We start from the raw sequence: 18,273 nt of genomic DNA, 5'->3' as shown, positions 1-18,273 counted from the left end.
TTCGCCGCGCAGAATTGTCAGCTGACAATTCCTGATCCGCCCGGCCCTGTCCGCCGCTCATCAGGCAAAATTGTCAGCTGACAATTTCTCCCGACCACATCCCAGAACCATGGCCCGAAGGTGAAACTCACCGCGCTCGGCCTTGGCCACGATCCCCCTGAGATACGCTCCGGGGCTGCGGATCGACCCGATTTTCTCCAGCATACAAAGCAAGGTCGTCGCGGCCGCCTGCACCCCAAGCCTGCGCATGGCGCTGTCATACACCCCGCGCTCGATCCCCAACATTCCATGCAGCCGTTCACCGACCTGCACCACCCCATGCCATGTTCGCGGGGCGTCAGGAAAAAAGCTGCCGTATTCGCGGCAATGGCGCATCACCTCATTCAGGCTCACGGTGTCAGCCGTCCGGGCGCAATTCTCCGCCTCGGCCTTACTTACAGAAGTTATCTTATTTGTATCCTGTATGTGCCGCTCATTTTGCCTGTCGCTGCCGCTCATTTCTTCGGTTTCCGGCACGTTGGGTACAGCGGTTTTCAACAGCGGCTCCAGCGTTTCGATCATCTTTGTCAGCAGGCTTTCATCGGCCTTGCGGCGCAGCATCAACCGCGCGCGTTCCAGCCGCGCATCGCTTTCATTCAAGCCGCTTTCCTCGATCAGTCGTACCCGGATCAGGGCCAGCCGGTCCCGCAGTGCCAGGCACCGCTGACGCGCGGTTTCCGCCGCCTCAGCCGCGCTCTGAAGTGCGCAGGCGCCCCGTGCCAGTGGCGAGAGGTCGAAGCCATAGCACAGGCCGAATTTCCGGGCATAGCGCTTGCGGTTGGGGCTGTCCTGACGGCTGACAATTCCGGCCTGCACCAGCTTTGCCAGATGGCGGCGCAATGTGCTTTCGGGCATCCCGTTCAGCCGCTCCGACAGGCTCGCGTTCGAGGGGAACACGACCGCCGCGCCGGGCCGGTCGGGCAGGGCGCGATCGGGGAAGAAGCTGAGCAGGGCGCGCAGCACGGACAGAGTGCGGTGGTTGAGACCCATGCCCTCCGCCGCCCGGGCCAGAACCCGGAGCAACTCCCATTTGTCAGCCGTTCCGCCACTCTGATTGCCATCCTGCAGGCAAGCCGTCACGGGCTGCCCAATCCCAAGGTTGGACACCTGTTTCATCATGAATTTCACGACAGCCCTCAGGCCGCAGTTTCCCGGTCCCGGACTCGCGTTTGAGCGCCGGGGCAGGGGGTGTGCAGGCCGTTCAGGCAAAAAAAGACAAAAAATCCCCGCTCTGCGAATCAGCAGAGTTGACAGTGTTGGTAGAGGGCGGGTATCTCAAAGGTGCTAAACGTTGAGAGAGCCTTCCGGGATTTGTCCTGGGGGGCTTTTTCTTTGTCTGTTTCCGGGTGTGTCGTGCCTCCTTTTGCTGCTCGTTTCGCCTCAGTTGTCTTCGTGCCGCTGCGTTTGCCAGCGGTCATGAAGGTCTTGGATCAGGGTCTCTGCGTGGTCTTCGAGCCACGAATCGAACCCGTCAGACGTCTTGGCCGGGATGGTCAGGGTCAGACCCTTCGCCACCCGCCTTACCTCGGCCAGAGGCGCGCCATCGGCGCTGCGCAGCAGGCGGGGGCCGGGCTTGTCCGGCTTGGCCTGATGCACGTGCGGACGTTCGCCCTTGGCCCAGGCCAGGACCTTTTCAAACCGCGCGTCCGAGCCGTCGACGTAGGGCAGCACGACCATCATTTCGTCGAGATACGTGCGCACGGCCTCCTGCTCCATCAGATCCGCGAGCATCATCCAGCGGTCGCGTCCGATGCCGGGGGCAGAGCCGATTTTCTGCAGAAAGGCGATATCGAAGGCGCGGCCGACCTTGAGCATGCGGCTGACCATGGGCATGTCGATCGACAGGGCCGCGGCGATGGTGGCGCGGTCATAGCCGGAGGCGTCGAGCTGGGCTGCGAAGCTGGCCTTTTCGATGAAGGACAGGTCCTGCCGGGCGGTGTTCTCCTGACCCTGTGCCAGAACCAGCGCCTGATCGTCGAGATGCCGGACCATCGCCTTGACGGTCATGCCGAGGTCGCGCGCAGCGAGCACGCGGCGGCGGCCATAAACAATCTCGTAACGGCCGGGTTTCGAGGTGTGCGGACGGACAAGGACCGGGACCTGCTGGCCGTAGGTTTGCAGGCTGTCGAGCAAATTCTTGTCAGCCGTCTCGTCGACACCGAGGCGGTCCTGCATCCCGGCGGCGTCGATCAGATGCGGGTCGAGATCCTGAACCGCGTTTTCCTGAAGCCGGGTGAGCGAGCTTTGCAATGCGCCAACGGCGCCGCGCGGCTGGGCCGGGGCGTCAGGCTTTTTGCGGTCTTGAGGCGTGTTAGAGCCTATATTCAGGATACCCTTTCGTGCCATCAGTCGCGTCCCCAAGCGTGTTGGACCAGCGCCTCGATCTCGTCGTTCACAGCGTTCAGCGACTCGATGGCGCGGTCATAAGTGGATCGGTGGAAGGCGCTGCGCTCGACCTCGTAGATGGTCTGCTGCGTCAGGCCCGCGTCGGAAATTGCGGTGGATTTGAGCATGGGCGCGACCATGACCTCGCTTCCGAAAAGCTGCCGGAGGAAGGCGACGACCTGCTGCTGGGGCCCGTCGGAGGGCTCGTAGCGGTTGATCAGGAACCGCAGAAAATCGAAATCCATGCGCGCCCCGGCATTCGAGACTACGTCGAGCAGGTCGGCGGACATTTGCAGGAATTGGCTCATTGAGGCCACGTCGAGCATATTGGGCACAACGGTGATCAGCACGCCCGTAGAGGCGCAGAGCGCCGACATGGTCAGATAGCCAAGCTGCGGCGGGCAATCGAAGATGATGATATCATAGTCATTTTCCACCTCCTGCAGCGCCGCGGCCATGCGGGCGAAAAACGCAGGCTGCACGTTGTTGCGCAGCGCGGTCGGGGTCTCGTGCTCGAATTCCTGCAAGATCAGCCCGCCGGGGGCGAGATCCAGTCCGGTGAAATAGGTCTTCTGGATGATCTCCGAGAAGGGCAGGGGGTCTTCGTAGCGAATGGCATCGTAGATTGAGCCTGAGTGCAAAAAATCAACTTCCGGTTGATATCCGAACAAGGTTGTCAGCGACGCCTGCGGGTCGATGTCGACACAGAGCACACGATACCCCTTGAGCGCGAAGCGCTGCGCGGCGTGGATCGAACTGGTGGTCTTGCCCGAGCCACCCTTGAAGTTGAGGAAGGAGAGAACCTGAACCTTGTCGCCGGGGCGACGACCTTTGAGATAGGTGCCGCTGGCCTTTGCATTCGTCTCTAACACGGCCCGAATGGCGTTCAGATCTGCGGCGGAGTAATGACGGCGGCCGCCCGTGGAGGTGTGGACATCGGCAATGCGTCCGTCGAAATGCAGCTTGCGCAGGAAACTGGCAGAGATGCCCAGAAGATCGGCGGCCTCCCCGGCGGAAAACAGGCGCAGTTGCTTGCGCGCGTCGGGCGCAAAGCTGCTCAGCATGTGCGATTCAAGCGCAGAGGCCAGATTTTCCGCGTTCTCCCGGATACGGGTATTGATATGGATCGGAGTGGATCCGGTCATCGTGTCATCGCCTCGCTCGGTAACGCTGTTTAACGACAGCGCTTTGTTTATCGTTTCTTTAAGCCGGATGATGGGCGTTTGGCAAGAAAATCCTGACAGGGCGTGGTTTTGGCGGCAATACCAGATCTGGTAGGTTAACGGGGCCTTTACAGACCGGGTGCGTTAAGTGCTTGTAATGTCAGGGCTTCAGCCGGTGGTTGCCCGTCGGTGTATAACAGGCTCTGTTCCGCCTGAATAGAGCCTGTTCCGGGCGGGCAAGCAGGCGACGGGCGGGAGGAGCGGGCAGATTCGCGCGGGCCGGCGCGACTGCCGGGCCACGACATGTGGTGTCGCACAATTTGCAGCGCCGGCAGGAGGGCGGGGTGGCGCGCGGGGCAGGGCCCCCTATTTGTCACAGGTGATTTTCGCACGCTTCCCCTCGAAGGATGATCCCATGAAACGCCGTACGTTATTTCGCTCTGCCGCTGCCCTGCTGGGGATCGGGGCCGCCGGGGGCCTGGCCTCTACCAGCAGCGCGGTGCGCGGCAATCGGTATTATGACGGCCCTGAGAGCGATCACTTCGACGGGGTGCGGTTCTTCAATCCCGATGGCAGCGCGCCGCGCGGCTTTGCGGATCTGATGCGCTGGCAGTTCGGGGAGGCTCGTGCCGCCTGGCCCGAAACGGTCCCGGTGGAGACGGTGACACCGGCGGCGCGGGTGGACGATCTGACGGTGACGATGATCGGCCATGCCACGATGCTGATCCAGGTCGCCGGGCTGAATGTGCTGACCGATCCGGTGTGGTCGCGGCGGGTTTCGCCCGTGTCCTTTGCCGGGCCAAAGCGGGTGAGTGCGCCGGGGGTCAGGTTCGAGGCCTTGCCGAAGATCGATGTGGTTCTGCTCTCGCACAATCACTACGACCATCTGGATCTGGAGACGTTGCGGCGGCTGAAGGCTGGGCATGATCCGCTGGTGATCACGCCGCTTGGCAATGATGCGCTGCTCGCGGGGACCGGATTGCGCGTGACGGTGATGGATTGGGGGCAGAGCGCGGAGGCGGCGCATCTGGGTGTGCACTGCCTGCCGAGCCATCATTGGTCCGCGCGCGGGATGGGCGATCGGTCCATGGCGCTCTGGGCGGCGTTCATGCTGACGGGGCCTGCGGGGGCGGTGCATTTCATCGGGGATACGGGATTTGACCGTGGGCGGCCCTATGCGGGTCTGTCGGAGCGGTTCGGGCCGGTGCGGGCGGCGCTGCTTCCGATCGGCGCCTATGAGCCGCGTTGGTTCATGCGCGATCAGCATCAGAACCCGGATGAGGCGGTGCAGGGCTTCAAGATCTCCGGAGCGCGGCACGCGGTCGGCCACCATTGGGGCACGATCCAGCTGACGAATGAGGCGCGCGAGGCCCCCCTGCGGGCGTTGCAGGCCGCGCTTGGGACGCATGGGGTCGCGCCGGAGCGGTTTCGGGCGCTGGAGCCGGGAGAGGCCTGGGCTATTCCGGCCTGACGGGCATGGGGCCGGGCACAAAAGGCCCATAGCGCCGCTACCGTGGCCGACTGTCTCACCGCCGTTCCAATTCAGGTCCGAGGCACGCGCGCCATCCGGTCAAGAATGTCGACACCCAGCCCCTTCCAGAAGTGCAGCAGGTCGATGAAGATCCAGTTCTCGGCCAGCTTGTCGCCGTCGCGGCGGTAAATGTCGATCACCCGCATCTCGCCGCGTTTATCCGACGCAGGCATGCCCATGAAGCCCCCCGTATGCAGGGCGGTGAAATTCGGCCAGCCGAAGAAACCGCCATAGGCTCCTTCGGCCAGCCGCGCGATATGGGTGGTTTTCGACCGGTCCTTGAACGCGGCGCGGAAGGGGGCGGAATGCTGTTTGGCGTAACGCTCGATCGTGTAGGTGGCGCCGATCCCGGCGGGCCCCCACCAGATCATGTCGTCATGCCACGTGCGGGCCAGTTCTTCTTCCAGCGGCAAACCCAACTGCCATGTGCCGAGGTCGCCGATCATGGCGTTGATGGCGGCCAGGGTTGCCTGTCCCTCGGCCTCGGGCGCGTCGTCGAACAGCAGGCCGTCATGCGTCAAGGGGCCGGGCTGAACCAGATGCGCGGCGGTCTGCGGCGGGAAAGGGTTCAGCCCCGCCTGCATCATCAAATGCGGAATGTCGAAATACATCGCTGTTTCCACGATCTTGCCATCGGCAACCCGGTTGAATTCGCAATAGCGCAGAAAGACCATCTTGCCCGTGGGCGCGATGCCCAGCCAAGGCAAATCGAACAGACCCATCAGGTGGCCCATCGACACGACCCATGTGCTGGCAAAACCATCCATTTCGTTGCGCCCCGCAAAGAAGATGTCCTGCCGCCGTTGCATCCGCGTCAAGGACTGCCGCAACGGCGTCCAGAAGGTGTCGGCCATCGCGTCGGGTCCGATCAGTTCGCCGAAGGGATGAAACCCGCGCCACAGCGCGTCAGCGGCCATGACGCGGGTGAGCGTGTCGTTGATTCGGTCGGGCGGGGCGGCGTCGAGGGCCGCGTAGAAATCCCGCACCAGCTGCTTTTCTGCTTGATAACTCATCGTTTTTTCCAATCTTGCATGCGCTTGCAAAAAATCCTTGCCGAAATGATGCAGCTCTGTCTACAGTTTTGCAAGCGCATGCAAAATGTGCTGGGTCAACACAGGGAGCCAGACGCGATGGCCGAAATCCAGTTGCGCAACGTGTCCAAGCGTTGGGGGTCTTTCGTCGGTGTCGACAAGTTCGACCTGACGATTGCCGACCGTGAATTCCTTGTGCTGCTGGGGCCGTCGGGCTGCGGCAAGACAACGACGATGCGGATGATCGCGGGCCTTGAAGATCCGACCGATGGCGAGATCACCATCGGCGGCAGGATCGTGAACGATCTGGAACCCAAGGACCGCGACGTGGCGATGGTGTTCCAAAGTTACGCGCTCTACCCGAACATGAACGTCTACGAGAACATCCGCTTTCCGCTGAAGGTGCGCGGCATCGACCCCGACACCCATGACGAAAAGGTGCGCCGCGCCAGCGCGATGGTTGAACTCGACGAGTTTCTGCACCGCAAACCGGCGGAACTGTCGGGCGGGCAGCGGCAGCGCGTCGCCCTGGCCCGCGCCATCGTGCGCGAACCGAATGTCTTCCTGATGGATGAACCGCTGTCGAACCTCGATGCGAAACTGAGGGTCAGCACCCGGGCGCAAATCAAGAACCTGTCCCACGAACTGTCGGTCACCACGATCTACGTCACCCACGACCAGATCGAAGCGATGACGCTCGCCGACCGTGTGGTTGTGATGGAAAAGGGCATCGTTCAGCAGGTTGGCAGCCCGACCGAAATCTATGACAGGCCTGCCAACACCTTTGTTGCCAGTTTCATCGGCAGCCCCGCCATGAACTTGATCGAAGGCCATATTTCCGGCGGTGTGTTCACCGCCGAAAACACCAACATCCCCGATCTTTCTGCACCCGATGGGGCCGTGACGCTGGGGTTTCGCGCCGAGGACGCGCAGGTCGCGGACAGCGGTCAGATTACCGCGCCGATCTATACGCTGGAACTACTGGGCGATGCCACGATGGTCACCATCCGCATCCGCGGCACGCTGGTCAGCGTCAAGGCGGACAAAAGCTTTCGTGCGCAGATCGGCGAGACCGTTTCGATCCGCATTCCGACGGAACACTGCCAACTGTTCGATGCAACGACAGGGGCGCGTATCGGGGAATGACCCCGCAATCCACGGGCTGCGACTGCAGGGCAGCCCCAACCAACCGGGAGTACCAGAACCATGTTCGTGAAGAAGATCCTGATGGCCAGCGCCGTCTCACTCGCCGCTACCGGCGCCTGGGCGGGCTGTGCCTTCGAGAACACCGTGCCGGTGAAATCGCTCACCGCCGGGTTCGAGGCGTGGAAAGCCGTGACCGATGCGATGGCCGAATGCGGCAATGTCGAGGCCAACCTGGATCAGGATTTCCGCCTGAAACAGCCCGAAGCCTTTGCCGCGAACCCGTCGCTCTATCATATCGGCGGCGTGGCGAACTCGACCCTGATCCCGCTGCTGGATGCAGGCACCATCCGCCCGCTGGATGATCTGGTTGCGGCGCATGGGGCACAGCTGAAGCCCAACCAGCTGATCAAGATCGACGGCAAGGTGATGGCCGTGGCGATGATGGTGAACAACCAACACCTGATGTACCGCGAGGACATCCTGAACGACCTTGGCATCGCGGTGCCCACCACCTATGCCGAGATGCTGGACGCCGCCGCCAAGATCAACGAGGCCGGCGTGGTCGATTATCCGATCGGCGGCACCTTCATGACCGGCTGGAACCTGGGCGAGGAATTCGTGAACACCTTCCTTGGCGAAGGCGGCACCTTCTTTGCCGACGGCAACATGCCCAACATCAACAATGAAAAGGGCCTCGCGACGCTGGAAACCATGAAGGCGCTGACCGAATACATGGATCCCGAATATCTCGTGTCGGATTCGACCTACGTTCAGCAGCAGTTCCAGCAAGGCAAGATCGCCATGGCAAACCTCTGGGCCTCGCGCGCCGGAGCCATGGATGACGCCGCAGAAAGCCAGGTCGTGGGCAAGGTCAAGATGGCCGCCGCGCCGATGGGCTCCGAAGCCCCGGCAAGTTCGATCTGGTGGGATGGCATCGTGATTGCGTCGAATATCTCGGATGAAGAGGCCGAAGCCGCCTTCAAGGTCGTGATGGAGGGCATCGACACCGAAATGGTGCAGGCCAACAACGACGTCGCCGTCTGGCTGATCGAGGGTTACGTGCCCGGTGGTCTGGCCGCCGGTGCCGCCGCCACCGCGATGGCGGGGGCAAAGCCCTATCCGGCCTCCGGTGCCATGGGCATCATGCACACCGCGCTGGGTGACGGCATCGCCGACTACCTGACCGGTGCCAAGGACGCCGCGACCACACTGGCCGATATCGAGGCCGCCTACCTGACCGCCGCCAGGGAATCCGGTCTGGTCGATTGATCCAAGGTCGGGGGCGGCGCGTCGCCGCCCCCGGCTTCCCCCGATGGCAGCCGCAGCACGCCGATCACCGATCCCATCCTCGTCGGTGCCGATTTCACAGAACGCCCTCATCAAAGGAACGTCGCATGAAGTTCAAGACCTTCGCCGCCTTCGTCGCGCCTTCGGTTCTGATGATGCTGCTGTTCATCGCCGCGCCGCTGGTCAGCGTGTTCCTGCAAAGCTTCAAGGTCACCCTGCCGGTCTACGAACAAGTCGAGGTGGAAACCTGCACCCCCGGCTTTCTGGAACAAACCTGCGTGACAGAGGTCAAGACCCAGCCGGTTCTGGACGAGGCCGGGCAGATCATGACGACCACCCGCTGGGTGGGGTTCGAAAGCTATCGAAATGTCATCGAACCCGACCGCGCATGGGCCGCCATCAAGGCCGGGTCATGGCAAGCGCTGAACGTCATCGACTTCTGGAAGGCGTTGCGATTCACCTTGATGTTCACGCTGGTGACGCTGCCCTTGGTGGTCGGCACCGGCCTGCTGATCGCGCTGGTGATCGAGAACGCTGCCAAGGGCATTCGCGGTCCGGTGATCTTCATTTCCTTGCTGCCCTTCATCATCACGCCCGTCATCGGCGCGCTGTCGATCAACTGGCTGTTCCGGGGCGACGGCATCCTGACGGCCGGGCTGGAATGGTGGACGGGCCGCGACATCGCCATGTTCGCGCAGGCCTGGACGATCGAGCTGATCATGATGTTCTACCGGGTCTGGCACGTGGCACCCTTTGCCGGTATCATCTTCTACGCGGGTCTTCAGACGGTGAACCGTGACAGCATCGAAAGCGCCCTGCTGGATGGGGCGTCGCGCTTGGACCGGCTGCGCTATATCATCGTTCCGCACCTGATGCCGCTGATCGTCTTCGTCGCGATGATCCACCTGATGGACACCTACCGGGTGTTCGAGGAAATCGTCGGCTTCCGCTCCCAAGGCCACGTCATTTCGCTGCAATGGCTGACCTATGATTTCCTGACACCGAACGAGGCAGGGACACGGTCGATTTCCCGCGCGTCTGCCTCGGCCATGCTGACCATGATCGGCATCGCCATCCTGCTGGTGCCGCTGCTGCGCCGCACGTGGCGCGATCACAAGGGGGTACGCTGATGTCCGCCAAAGCCTTTCGCCAACCGCTGAGCCTGCGCATCGCCTCGGGCGGGTTCCTCGCCCTGTGGTGCCTGATCGCCGCTTTTCCGATCCTGTGGATCACGGTCATGAGCTTCAAGGCACCGATCGACGCCTTCGACAGCAATCCGCTGAACGTCATCTTTGGCCCGGAAACGCGGTCCACGGGGCAGGGGTGGTCGGTACTGGATATCGCACTGGCCATCGCGATCACCTGGGTCACCGCCCGCATCGCCACGCGCCGCTTGCCCGGATGGGTCGAAGACCTCAGCCCGCGCGGCTGGGTGCCCTTGGGCTGGGTGATTGGGGCGCTGGTGCTGGGCCTGGGTTTTGTCGTGGCGTTCTTTGGAGCGCTGCCCATGGTCAGCGACGCCTTGAACCCGGTCCTCGGCCCCTTGGGGCGCGACATCATCGGCGCCACGACGGAACACTATCGGACCGTCTGGGTGGATCGGGGCTTTGCGCAGAATTTCCAGAACTCGCTGATCGTGACAGTGGGGGTTGTGACCATCTCGCTATCCGTCGGCACGCTGGCGGGCTACGGGCTGGCGCGGTCCGGCTCGGCGCTGGCGTTCTGGATTTTGATCATCGCGCTGATCTTCCGCGCGCTGCCGCATTCGGTGCTGGTGGCCGGCTACCTGCCTGTGTTCATCTCGTCCAACGAATGGCTTGCACCCATCATGGGGGAGAGTGCGCCGACGCTTTACGGCAAGCCGTGGGCGGTGATCGCGGTCTTGGTTGCGATCAACCAGCCCTTCACCATCTGGATGCTGCGCTCGTTCTTCCAGAACATCCCGTCAGAGCTGGACGAAGCCGCGCGGGTGGACGGCTGTTCGCATTTTCAGGCCTTCCGCCGTGTCATCATGCCGGTCATGTGGCCGGGGGTGATCACCACGGGGCTGTTCAGCTTCCTGTTGGCCTATAACGATTTCCTCGTGACCTCGCTGCTGCTGGACGCGTCGAACCAGACGATGGTCCCGGCCATCGCGGGCATGTTCAACCGCGAGACGACGACCACCGATCAAGTCGTCGCCGTCGCCGCCGCCGTATCCATCACCGCGCCGCTGTTCCTGCTGGTGATGGTCTTCCAGAGGCAGATCGTCAGCGGGCTGACGGCAGGGGCGGTGAAGGGATGAACAGGCTCGATCATGTCAAGGCACTGATCTCAAGCGACGGCGTGCGTTACGAAATCGACGAGCTTACAAGGCTTGGAGAAGACGAATACCTAGCCCGTGCAAACAGGGAGATGGACCAAGTCGGAGGCCCGGCCGTCACGCGGTCGCGATCCTATTTTCTTGTCAACAAACTATCACTCTTGCCAATGAAAGCGTTGGCTCGAATGTCTTTGTTGAGGGCGTCAGGCGAAACATCTAACTACCACTCGCCGGTCTACGCGGATGCTTTGAAATTCTTAGGATTTGAGGTTCTCCACAACCCCGTCCCTAGGGGCAAGGGGCGCCCGGAATTCTTGACCAAGGAGAGAGAGGCAGAGTTTCGAAAGGTCTTGGGCAGACCTGAACAAGCAGTATTTCGGGCGCGCCTTATGGAAAGTTGTTTGGCCACATGCGTTTTCTCCGGCAACCGCGTGCCCGAAGCACTTGAAGCCTGTCACATAAGACCGGTTTCCGAGGGTGGCTCTGATCTGAAGGCCAACGGTATACTCCTGCGTCGGGATCTTCACCGACTTTTCGACCTGTTCTTATTGTCTATCGATCCGTGCACTCGCCGAATTCTCGTCTCAGATATCATTCAGCCGGACTACGCACATCTGAGCGGAAAGACTGTGTCGCTCCCAAAGGAAATCGACATGCAGGCCGTGAGAGAGCATTGGAACAGGAGTGTGAAGGGATGAAGGGATCACGACCAGAGCAAGCCGTTCTGTCCCGCGACACGGACATGACCAAGACCGACGACACCCGCCGCGTGATCGAGGGCATGGTGGACGGGCTGAACGATCACCGCATCGAAGATATCGGCCAGTTCTTTGCCGAGAGCTTTCGCTGGATGGGCAATCAGGGCTGCGGCACCAAGACCGGCCTGAAGGAATTTCAGGACAACTGGCAACGCCCCTTTCAGGCGGCGTTTTCCGACAAGGTCTGCGTCGACGAGGCACGGCTGTTCATGGGCGAATGGGCCGCGGCCTTTGGCCGGCAGGAGGCCACGCATTCCGGCCCCTTCATGGGGGTCGCGCCCACCGGCAAGCGGGTCACGATCCGTTACATGGATTTCTGGAAGGTCGAAGACGGCAAGATCACCGACAACTGGGTGATGGTCGATTTTCCGCATGTTCTGGCCCAGCTTGGCGTCGACGTGTTCGGCGGCGAGGGCTGGGAAGCCTATGACCGGGGCGACCGCGTGCCGCCCCGCCCCGAGGAGGAGAGATAGAGATGGCGATCGAGTTCCTGAAACGCAGCAAGTCCGACAGTGAAAAGGCCGAGGAGGATGCCAAGGTCCGCAGCGTCGTCGAGACGACACTGGCCGATATCCAGGCCCGCGGCGATGCCGCCGTGCGCGACCTGTCGGCCAAGTTCGACGGCTACACGCCGGAGGCGTTCCGCCTGACGCCGTCCGAGATCGAGGCCGCAATGCAGAAGGTCAGCGCGCGCGACATGGAGGACATCAAGTTCGCCCAGACGCAGATCCGCACATTTGCCGAAGCGCAGCGCGCCAGCATGACCGACGTCGAGGTCGAGACCCTGCCGGGCGTGATCCTCGGGCATCGCAACATCCCGGTGCAGTCTGTCGGCTGCTACGTGCCGGGCGGCAAGTTCCCGATGGTGGCCAGCGCGCATATGTCCGTGCTGACGGCCAGTGTTGCGGGCGTTCCGCGCATCGTGGCCAGCGCCCCACCGGTCAAGGGCCAGCCGCACCCGGCCATCGTCGCCGCCATGCATCTGGGCGGCGCGCATGAGATCCTTTGCCTTGGCGGCATCCAGGCGGTCGGGGCGATGGCGCTGGGGACCGAAAGCATCGACCCGGTGCACATGCTGGTCGGCCCGGGCAATGCCTTCGTCGCCGAGGCGAAGCGGCAGCTTTATGGCCGCGTCGGCATCGACCTCTTCGCCGGTCCAACCGAGACGATGGTGATCGCCGACGAGACCGTGGATGCGGAACTCTGCGCGACGGACCTGCTCGGGCAGGCGGAACACGGCTACAACTCGCCAGCTTGCCTTATCACCACGTCCCGCAAGCTGGCCGAGGACACCCTGACCGAGATCGACCGCCTGCTGGCGATCCTGCCCACGGCGGACACCGCATCGGTCAGCTGGCGGGACTACGGCGACGTGGTTCTGTGCGAGACCCATGACGAAATGTTGCAAGTGGCCAACGACATGGCCTACGAACACGTGCAGGTGATGACCGACCGCGACGACTGGTATCTGGAGAACATGCACAGCTACGGCGCGCTGTTCCTCGGGCCGCGCACCAACGTGGCGAATGGCGACAAGGTGATCGGCACCAACCACACCCTGCCGACGAAGAAGGCCGGGCGCTACACCGGCGGGCTCTGGGTCGGCAAGTTCCTGAAGACGCATTCCTATCAGAAGGTCACGACCGACGCGGCGGCGGCGATGGTGGGCGAATACGGCTCGCGTCTGTGCATGCTCGAAGGCTTTGTCGGCCATGCCGAACAATGCAACATCCGGGTGCGTCGCTACGGCGGCAAGAACGTCGCCTACGGGACGGCGGCGGAATGAGCGACGTGCACACCCGGAACAAGGCGGCGCTGGCGCCGCTGCGCGCGGCGATGGCGGATTTCGATCCTGACGCCGTGCGCAAGGCGCTGGCCGAGGTCATCGCGCCGGATGCGGTCATCCACATGCCGCACCCGTTCGGGGATATGACCGGGCCGGGGGCGTTCTTCGATGCCTGCTATGCGCCGCTGTTCGATGCCATGCCGGACCTCGAACGCCGCGACTGGATCGTCATGGCCGGACCGGATGAACACGTGGCCGATTGGGTCGGTTGCGGCGGGCATTATGTCGGCACCTTCGTCGGGCCGTGGCTCGACATCCCGCCGACCGGCCATCTGGCGCATATGCGCTTTCACGAATTCTACCGGTTCGAAGAGGGCCGCGTCACCGAGATTCAGACGCTTTGGGACATTCCCGAAGTCATGATCCAGGCGGGCGCGTGGCCGATGGCGCCGTCGCTGGGGCTCGAATTCTGCATTCCGGGGCCGATGACCCAGAACGGGATCGTGCCGGGTCCGTGGGATGCGGCACGAGCGAACACGTCCCAGCAGCACATCATCGACATGCTCGATCACATGAAGCGACACCCGTCGCAAGGCGGCCCCGAGGTGATGGAGATGGAGCGGTTCTGGCATCCGCGCATGAATTGGTACGGGCCTGCGGGCATCGGCACCGGGCGCGGCATCGCGGGCTTTCGCAACTGGCACCAGATCCCGTTCCTTTCAGCCATGCCGGATCGCGGGCAATTCGTGGACGAGATCACATATCATTTCTTCGGTGACGGCGATTACGCCGCCGTGACCGGCTGGCCCGACATGATCCAGACGGTGACGCATGACGGCTGGATGGGCATCGCGCCCGCAGGGCAGAAGATCACCATGCGCAGTCTCGATTTCTGGAGGCTGGAGAACGGCTTGATCCGCGAGAACTGGGTGCTGGTGGATATTCTCGATGCCTACCGGCAGCTTGGGGTCGACGTGCTGGCGCGGATGCGCGAGTTCAACAAGGCCCGCGTGCCGGGCCGTGTTCCCTTTCCGGTAGGAGATCGCTGATGAGTTTGCCCCGCACCCCGTCCTTTCGTCTTGAAAACCGCCGCGCGCTTGTCGCCGGGGCATCGTCCGGGATCGGGCAGGCCTGTGCCGTGGCGCTCGCCGAGGCGGGGGCGCATGTGACGCTGGTCGCGCGGCGGGCCGAGGCATTGGACGAGACCGTGGCGCAGATGCGCAATGCGGGCTGGCAGGCCGAGGCGCTGGCGCTGGACATCACCGACCTTGCTGCGACCGACACCTCCGTGGTGCAGCGCGGCCCGTTCGACATCCTCGTCAATTCGGCCGGGCTGGCGCGGCATACGCCTGCGGTGGACACCACAGCGCAGGATTACGACGCCGTCACCGATTTGAACGTCAAGGCCGCCTATTTCCTGACCCGCGCCGTGGCCAAGGGGCTGATCGCGGCCGGTAAACCCGGATCGCTGATGAACATTTCCAGCCAGATGGCGCATGTGGGCGGCATCGACCGGGCGGTCTATTGCGCCACCAAACACGCGGTCGAAGGCTTTACCAAGGCGATGGCCATCGAATGGGGGCCGCACGCGATCCGCGTCAACACGATCTGCCCGACCTTCATCCGCACCCCCTTGGGCGAACAGACGCTGGCGATCCCCGAAAGACGCCGATGGATCGAGGACAAGATCAAGCTGGGCCGCGTCGGCGAGGTCGAAGACATCATGGGCGCTGCGGTCTTTCTTGCCTCCGATGCGGCGGCGCTGATCACCGGCACCTCGCTGTTGATCGACGGAGGTTGGACGGCGGATTGATGGAACGGGTCAAGGTTTCAGCAGCGGATGTGGCGGCGCGGGCCGGGGTCAGCCAGTCGGCGGTGAGCCGGGTGTTCACCCCCGGCGCCTCGGCATCGCAGAAGACCGTCGAAAAAGTGCGCAAGGCGGCGGCGGAACTGGGCTATCGGCCCAACATCCTGGCGCGCGCGATGGCGTCGGGAAAAAGCCGGATGATCGGGTTGGTGGTCGCTTACCTTGAAAACTACTTCTACCCCGAAGCGCTGGAAAAGCTGTCGACCGCGTTGCAGGTGCAGGGCTACCACGTGCTGGTCTTCATGGCCTCGCAGACGGCAGACAACATCGACGCGGTGGTCGAGGAAATCCTCGATTACCAGGTCGATGGCATCGTCTTCGCGTCGGTCGCCATGTCATCGGACATTGCCGAACGCTGCGAACAGGCGGGCGTGCCGGTGGTGTTGTTCAACCGCTACGAAGACCGCGAGGGCGTGAGCTCGGTGACGTCCGACAATGTCGCGGGCGGTCGCAAGGTGGCCGAATTCCTGCTGGCGGGCGGGCATGACCGGATTGCCCATATCGCCGGGTGGGAGGGCGCCTCGACCCAGCGTGACCGAGAGGCCGGCTTCCTGAGCGGGCTTGCGGCGGCAGGGGTCGATTTGCAAGCGCGCGGCGTGGGCAATTTCAACCTCGATCAGGCACGGGATGCGGCGCGGGCGATGTTCGACCGTCCCGACCGCCCCGACGCCGTGTTCGTCGCGAACGATCACATGGCGTTCGCCGTGATGGATGTGATCCGGTTCGAACTGGGCCTGTCCGTTCCCGGCGACGTGTCGGTGGTGGGCTATGACGACGTACCGCCCGCCGCTTGGCCCGCCTATGACCTGACGTCTGTGCGCCAACGCGCCAACCGCATGGTCGATGAAACGGTCAAGGCATTGTTGTCCCGCATCGAGGACCCGGACGCCGAAACCGGCAAGATCGTCATCGACAGCCCGCTGATCCTGCGCGGATCGGCCCGCATTCCAGAAGGATACACACCATGAAGGGCTTTGATCCGAAATTCACCGACTTCCCCGATTACATCATCGGCATCACGAAAGAGATCTGGGAAGATCGCGGCATCGCAACCCTGCATGACTATTACGCGCCGGATATCGTGGTGCGGTCGCCCGCGTCTGTGGTGACGGGCAATCAGGGCGTGATCGCCGCCACGATGGCCACGCTGGCCGAATTTCCCGACCGAACGCTGTATGGCGAGGACGTGATCTGGTCCGGCACGCCGGAAGAGGGCATGCTGTCGTCGCACCGTCTGCATTCCACCGCCACCCACGCGCGCCCCGGCGTCTACGGCGCGCCGACCGGCAAGACCTTGCACTATCGCATCCTCGCCGACTGCCACGCCATCAACAACCGGATCAACGACGAATGGCTGATCCGTGATCAGGGGGCCATCGTCCGGCAACTGGGCATCGATCCGCGTGACCATGCCCGTGATCTGATCGCGCGGGAGGGCGGCGCGGCGAATTGCGTGCGCCCTTACACGCCCGCGACCGAGGTTCCGGGGCCCTACAGCGGAACCGGAAACGACAATGAATGGGGCCAGCGGCACGCAGATCTGTTGCAGCGCATCATGGGGGCCGATTTCACTGCCATCCCCACGGAATACGATCGCGCCGCGAACCTGCATTACCCCGGCGGCGTCGATACGCTGTCGCATGACGGGGCGGACCAGTTCTGGATGGGGCTGCGCGCGGCCTTGCCCAACGCGGCCTTCACAATCACGCACCAGATCGGCCGAGACGACCCGTCGATGCCGCCGCGCTCGGCCCTTCGCTGGACCCTGCATGGCAAGCACGAGGGCTATGGCGCCTTCGGCAATCCCACGGGTGCCGAAATCTTTGTCCTCGGGATCAGCCACGCCGAATGGGGCGCGGTGATCGGCGGCCAGCCCAAACTGCGCCGCGAATGGACGCTGTTCGACGAAACCGCGATCTGGAAACAAATTCTTCTGCATACAGGTGATCTATGACCCCCGCCGAAATGGAACCCCGCATCGTCCGCTACGGCGATCTGCAACCGTGCAAGACCGCATTCATCGACGCCCACACGCCCGGCTCCGACCAGAAAGAGAACTTCACCATCATCGGCGGCGGTGTGTCGGAATCCCCCGACCAGCACGTGCACATCACCATCCCGCACGGCTTCAACATCGGCGCGGCGGGGCAGCCGCCGAAATGCCGCAACAGCCTGCACGATCACCGCACCGCCGAGGCGTTCTTTGTCCTGTCCGGGCGCTGGCGCTTTTTCTGGGGGCGTTGGGGCACGGCGGGCGAGGTCGTTCTGGAGCAGGGCGACATCTTCAACATCCCGACCGGCATCTTCCGGGGCTTCGAGAATATCGGCACCGATTACGGGATGATCATGGCGATCCTTGGCGGCGACGACGCGGGCGGGGGCGTGATGTGGGCGCCGCAGGTGATCCAGGACGCCGCCGACCACGGCCTGGTTCTGGGCGAGGATGGCAAGCTCTATGACACCACGCGCCAGCAGCGCCTGCCCGAGGGCGTCAAGCCCATGCCGCTCATGAACGACGAGGAGCTGGCGAAACGCCCCGAACCCACCACGGCGGAAGTCCTGCCGAACCACGTCGCGCGCTACTGGGACATGGTCGCGCTGGCGGATCGCAAGCCCTGCAAGGTGATCGGTGAAACCGGCCTGCTGAAGGACAAGCCGGGGTTCGAGGTCGATTTCATCACCCGCGCCTCCGTCTCCGAGGCCAAACATAGCCATGACAGGCCGTCCGTCCTGATGCCAGTCAAGGGGCATTGGCGCGTGGCGTGGGACGACGGCAGCGTCACGCTCGCCCCCGGCGACACCATGTCCGTGCCGGAACACCTCGCCCACAGCGCGGTGCCGTCCATGACCGGCGAAGCGGCTCTGTATCACGTCGTCGGAACCGGCGATCCGGCCGGGCTGACGTGGCAGGGCTGATCGAAAAAGTTAATGAAAATTAATAAGTTGTCAGCTGACAATTCGGCGGGCAGCGCAGACGG

At 63.3% G+C, this 18,273-nt stretch carries 17 protein-coding genes; 13 read left to right on the top strand and 4 right to left on the bottom strand.

Annotated features, from left to right (window positions below; translation table 11 throughout):
• Nucleotides 1-60: 60 nt before the first annotated feature.
• The 3 genes from repC to repA form a co-directional block, all read right to left on the bottom strand.
• On the bottom strand, nt 61-1,158 hold the full coding sequence (gene repC / locus ACN2XU_RS14030) for a plasmid replication protein RepC (protein WP_419411130.1): 1,098 nt from the start codon (nt 1,156-1,158) through the stop codon (nt 61-63).
• Between the two features lie 261 nt (nt 1,159-1,419).
• On the bottom strand, nt 1,420-2,385 hold the full coding sequence (gene repB, locus ACN2XU_RS14025) for a plasmid partitioning protein RepB (protein WP_419411079.1): 966 nt from the start codon (nt 2,383-2,385) through the stop codon (nt 1,420-1,422).
• A complete protein-coding gene (repA, locus tag ACN2XU_RS14020) occupies nt 2,385-3,569 on the bottom strand; it encodes a plasmid partitioning protein RepA (protein ID WP_419411078.1) in 1,185 nt (394 codons plus the stop codon). The genes repB and repA overlap by 1 nt, the downstream gene beginning before the upstream one ends.
• Nucleotides 3,570-4,002: 433 nt before the next feature.
• On the opposite strand from repA, the gene ACN2XU_RS14015 reads away from it, so the two are divergent.
• Complete coding sequence (locus ACN2XU_RS14015) at nt 4,003-5,058, top strand: MBL fold metallo-hydrolase (RefSeq protein WP_419411077.1); 1,056 nt, start codon at nt 4,003-4,005, stop codon at nt 5,056-5,058.
• Between the two features lie 71 nt (nt 5,059-5,129).
• Here ACN2XU_RS14015 and ACN2XU_RS14010 read toward each other — a convergent pair whose 3' ends face one another.
• Complete coding sequence (locus ACN2XU_RS14010; RefSeq protein WP_419411076.1) at nt 5,130-6,131, bottom strand: ester cyclase; 1,002 nt, start codon at nt 6,129-6,131, stop codon at nt 5,130-5,132.
• 117 nt (nt 6,132-6,248) lie between these two features.
• On the opposite strand from ACN2XU_RS14010, the gene ACN2XU_RS14005 reads away from it, so the two are divergent.
• From ACN2XU_RS14005 to ACN2XU_RS13950, 12 genes are all read left to right on the top strand, one after another.
• Nucleotides 6,249-7,295, top strand: coding sequence for an ABC transporter ATP-binding protein (locus ACN2XU_RS14005; protein ID WP_419411075.1), 1,047 nt, complete (start codon nt 6,249-6,251; stop codon nt 7,293-7,295).
• Between the two features lie 60 nt (nt 7,296-7,355).
• Nucleotides 7,356-8,564, top strand: a complete 1,209-nt coding sequence (locus tag ACN2XU_RS14000) for an ABC transporter substrate-binding protein (RefSeq protein WP_419411074.1) — start codon at nt 7,356-7,358, stop codon at nt 8,562-8,564.
• Nucleotides 8,565-8,689: 125 nt separating this feature from the next.
• On the top strand, nt 8,690-9,712 hold the full coding sequence (locus tag ACN2XU_RS13995; RefSeq protein ID WP_419411073.1) for a carbohydrate ABC transporter permease: 1,023 nt from the start codon (nt 8,690-8,692) through the stop codon (nt 9,710-9,712).
• Nucleotides 9,712-10,866: a carbohydrate ABC transporter permease gene (locus tag ACN2XU_RS13990; RefSeq protein WP_419411072.1), complete on the top strand. Its 1,155-nt coding sequence runs from the start codon at nt 9,712-9,714 to the stop codon at nt 10,864-10,866. Before ACN2XU_RS13995 ends, ACN2XU_RS13990 begins: the two co-directional genes overlap by 1 nt.
• The gene (locus ACN2XU_RS13985) at nt 10,863-11,582 is read left to right on the top strand and encodes an HNH endonuclease (protein ID WP_419411071.1); all 720 of its coding nucleotides are present in this window, start codon (nt 10,863-10,865) and stop codon (nt 11,580-11,582) included. The genes ACN2XU_RS13990 and ACN2XU_RS13985 overlap by 4 nt, the downstream gene beginning before the upstream one ends.
• A complete protein-coding gene (locus ACN2XU_RS13980; protein ID WP_419411070.1) occupies nt 11,579-12,115 on the top strand; it encodes an ester cyclase in 537 nt (178 codons plus the stop codon). The genes ACN2XU_RS13985 and ACN2XU_RS13980 overlap by 4 nt, the downstream gene beginning before the upstream one ends.
• Before the next feature lie 2 nt (nt 12,116-12,117).
• Entirely contained in the window at nt 12,118-13,428 is a 1,311-nt protein-coding gene (hisD, locus tag ACN2XU_RS13975; protein ID WP_419411069.1) for a histidinol dehydrogenase, read from the top strand.
• Nucleotides 13,425-14,477, top strand: coding sequence for an ester cyclase (locus ACN2XU_RS13970; RefSeq protein WP_419411068.1), 1,053 nt, complete (start codon nt 13,425-13,427; stop codon nt 14,475-14,477). The genes hisD and ACN2XU_RS13970 overlap by 4 nt, the downstream gene beginning before the upstream one ends.
• The gene (locus tag ACN2XU_RS13965) at nt 14,477-15,241 is read left to right on the top strand and encodes an SDR family NAD(P)-dependent oxidoreductase (RefSeq protein WP_419411067.1); all 765 of its coding nucleotides are present in this window, start codon (nt 14,477-14,479) and stop codon (nt 15,239-15,241) included. The genes ACN2XU_RS13970 and ACN2XU_RS13965 overlap by 1 nt, the downstream gene beginning before the upstream one ends.
• Nucleotides 15,241-16,263, top strand: a complete 1,023-nt coding sequence (locus ACN2XU_RS13960; protein WP_419411066.1) for a LacI family DNA-binding transcriptional regulator — start codon at nt 15,241-15,243, stop codon at nt 16,261-16,263. The genes ACN2XU_RS13965 and ACN2XU_RS13960 overlap by 1 nt, the downstream gene beginning before the upstream one ends.
• A complete protein-coding gene (locus tag ACN2XU_RS13955) occupies nt 16,260-17,249 on the top strand; it encodes a nuclear transport factor 2 family protein (RefSeq protein WP_419411065.1) in 990 nt (329 codons plus the stop codon). Before ACN2XU_RS13960 ends, ACN2XU_RS13955 begins: the two co-directional genes overlap by 4 nt.
• Nucleotides 17,246-18,211: a cupin domain-containing protein gene (locus ACN2XU_RS13950; RefSeq protein ID WP_419411064.1), complete on the top strand. Its 966-nt coding sequence runs from the start codon at nt 17,246-17,248 to the stop codon at nt 18,209-18,211. The genes ACN2XU_RS13955 and ACN2XU_RS13950 overlap by 4 nt, the downstream gene beginning before the upstream one ends.
• The last annotated feature ends 62 nt before the right edge of the window (nt 18,212-18,273 follow it).

The sequence above is a fragment of the Pacificoceanicola niger genome (assembly GCF_048553275.1).
Lineage (GTDB): Bacteria > Pseudomonadota > Alphaproteobacteria > Rhodobacterales > Rhodobacteraceae > Pacificoceanicola.
The sequence above is the reverse complement of the archived record's forward strand: the minus strand, read 5'-3'. Positions and strand labels throughout refer to the sequence as shown.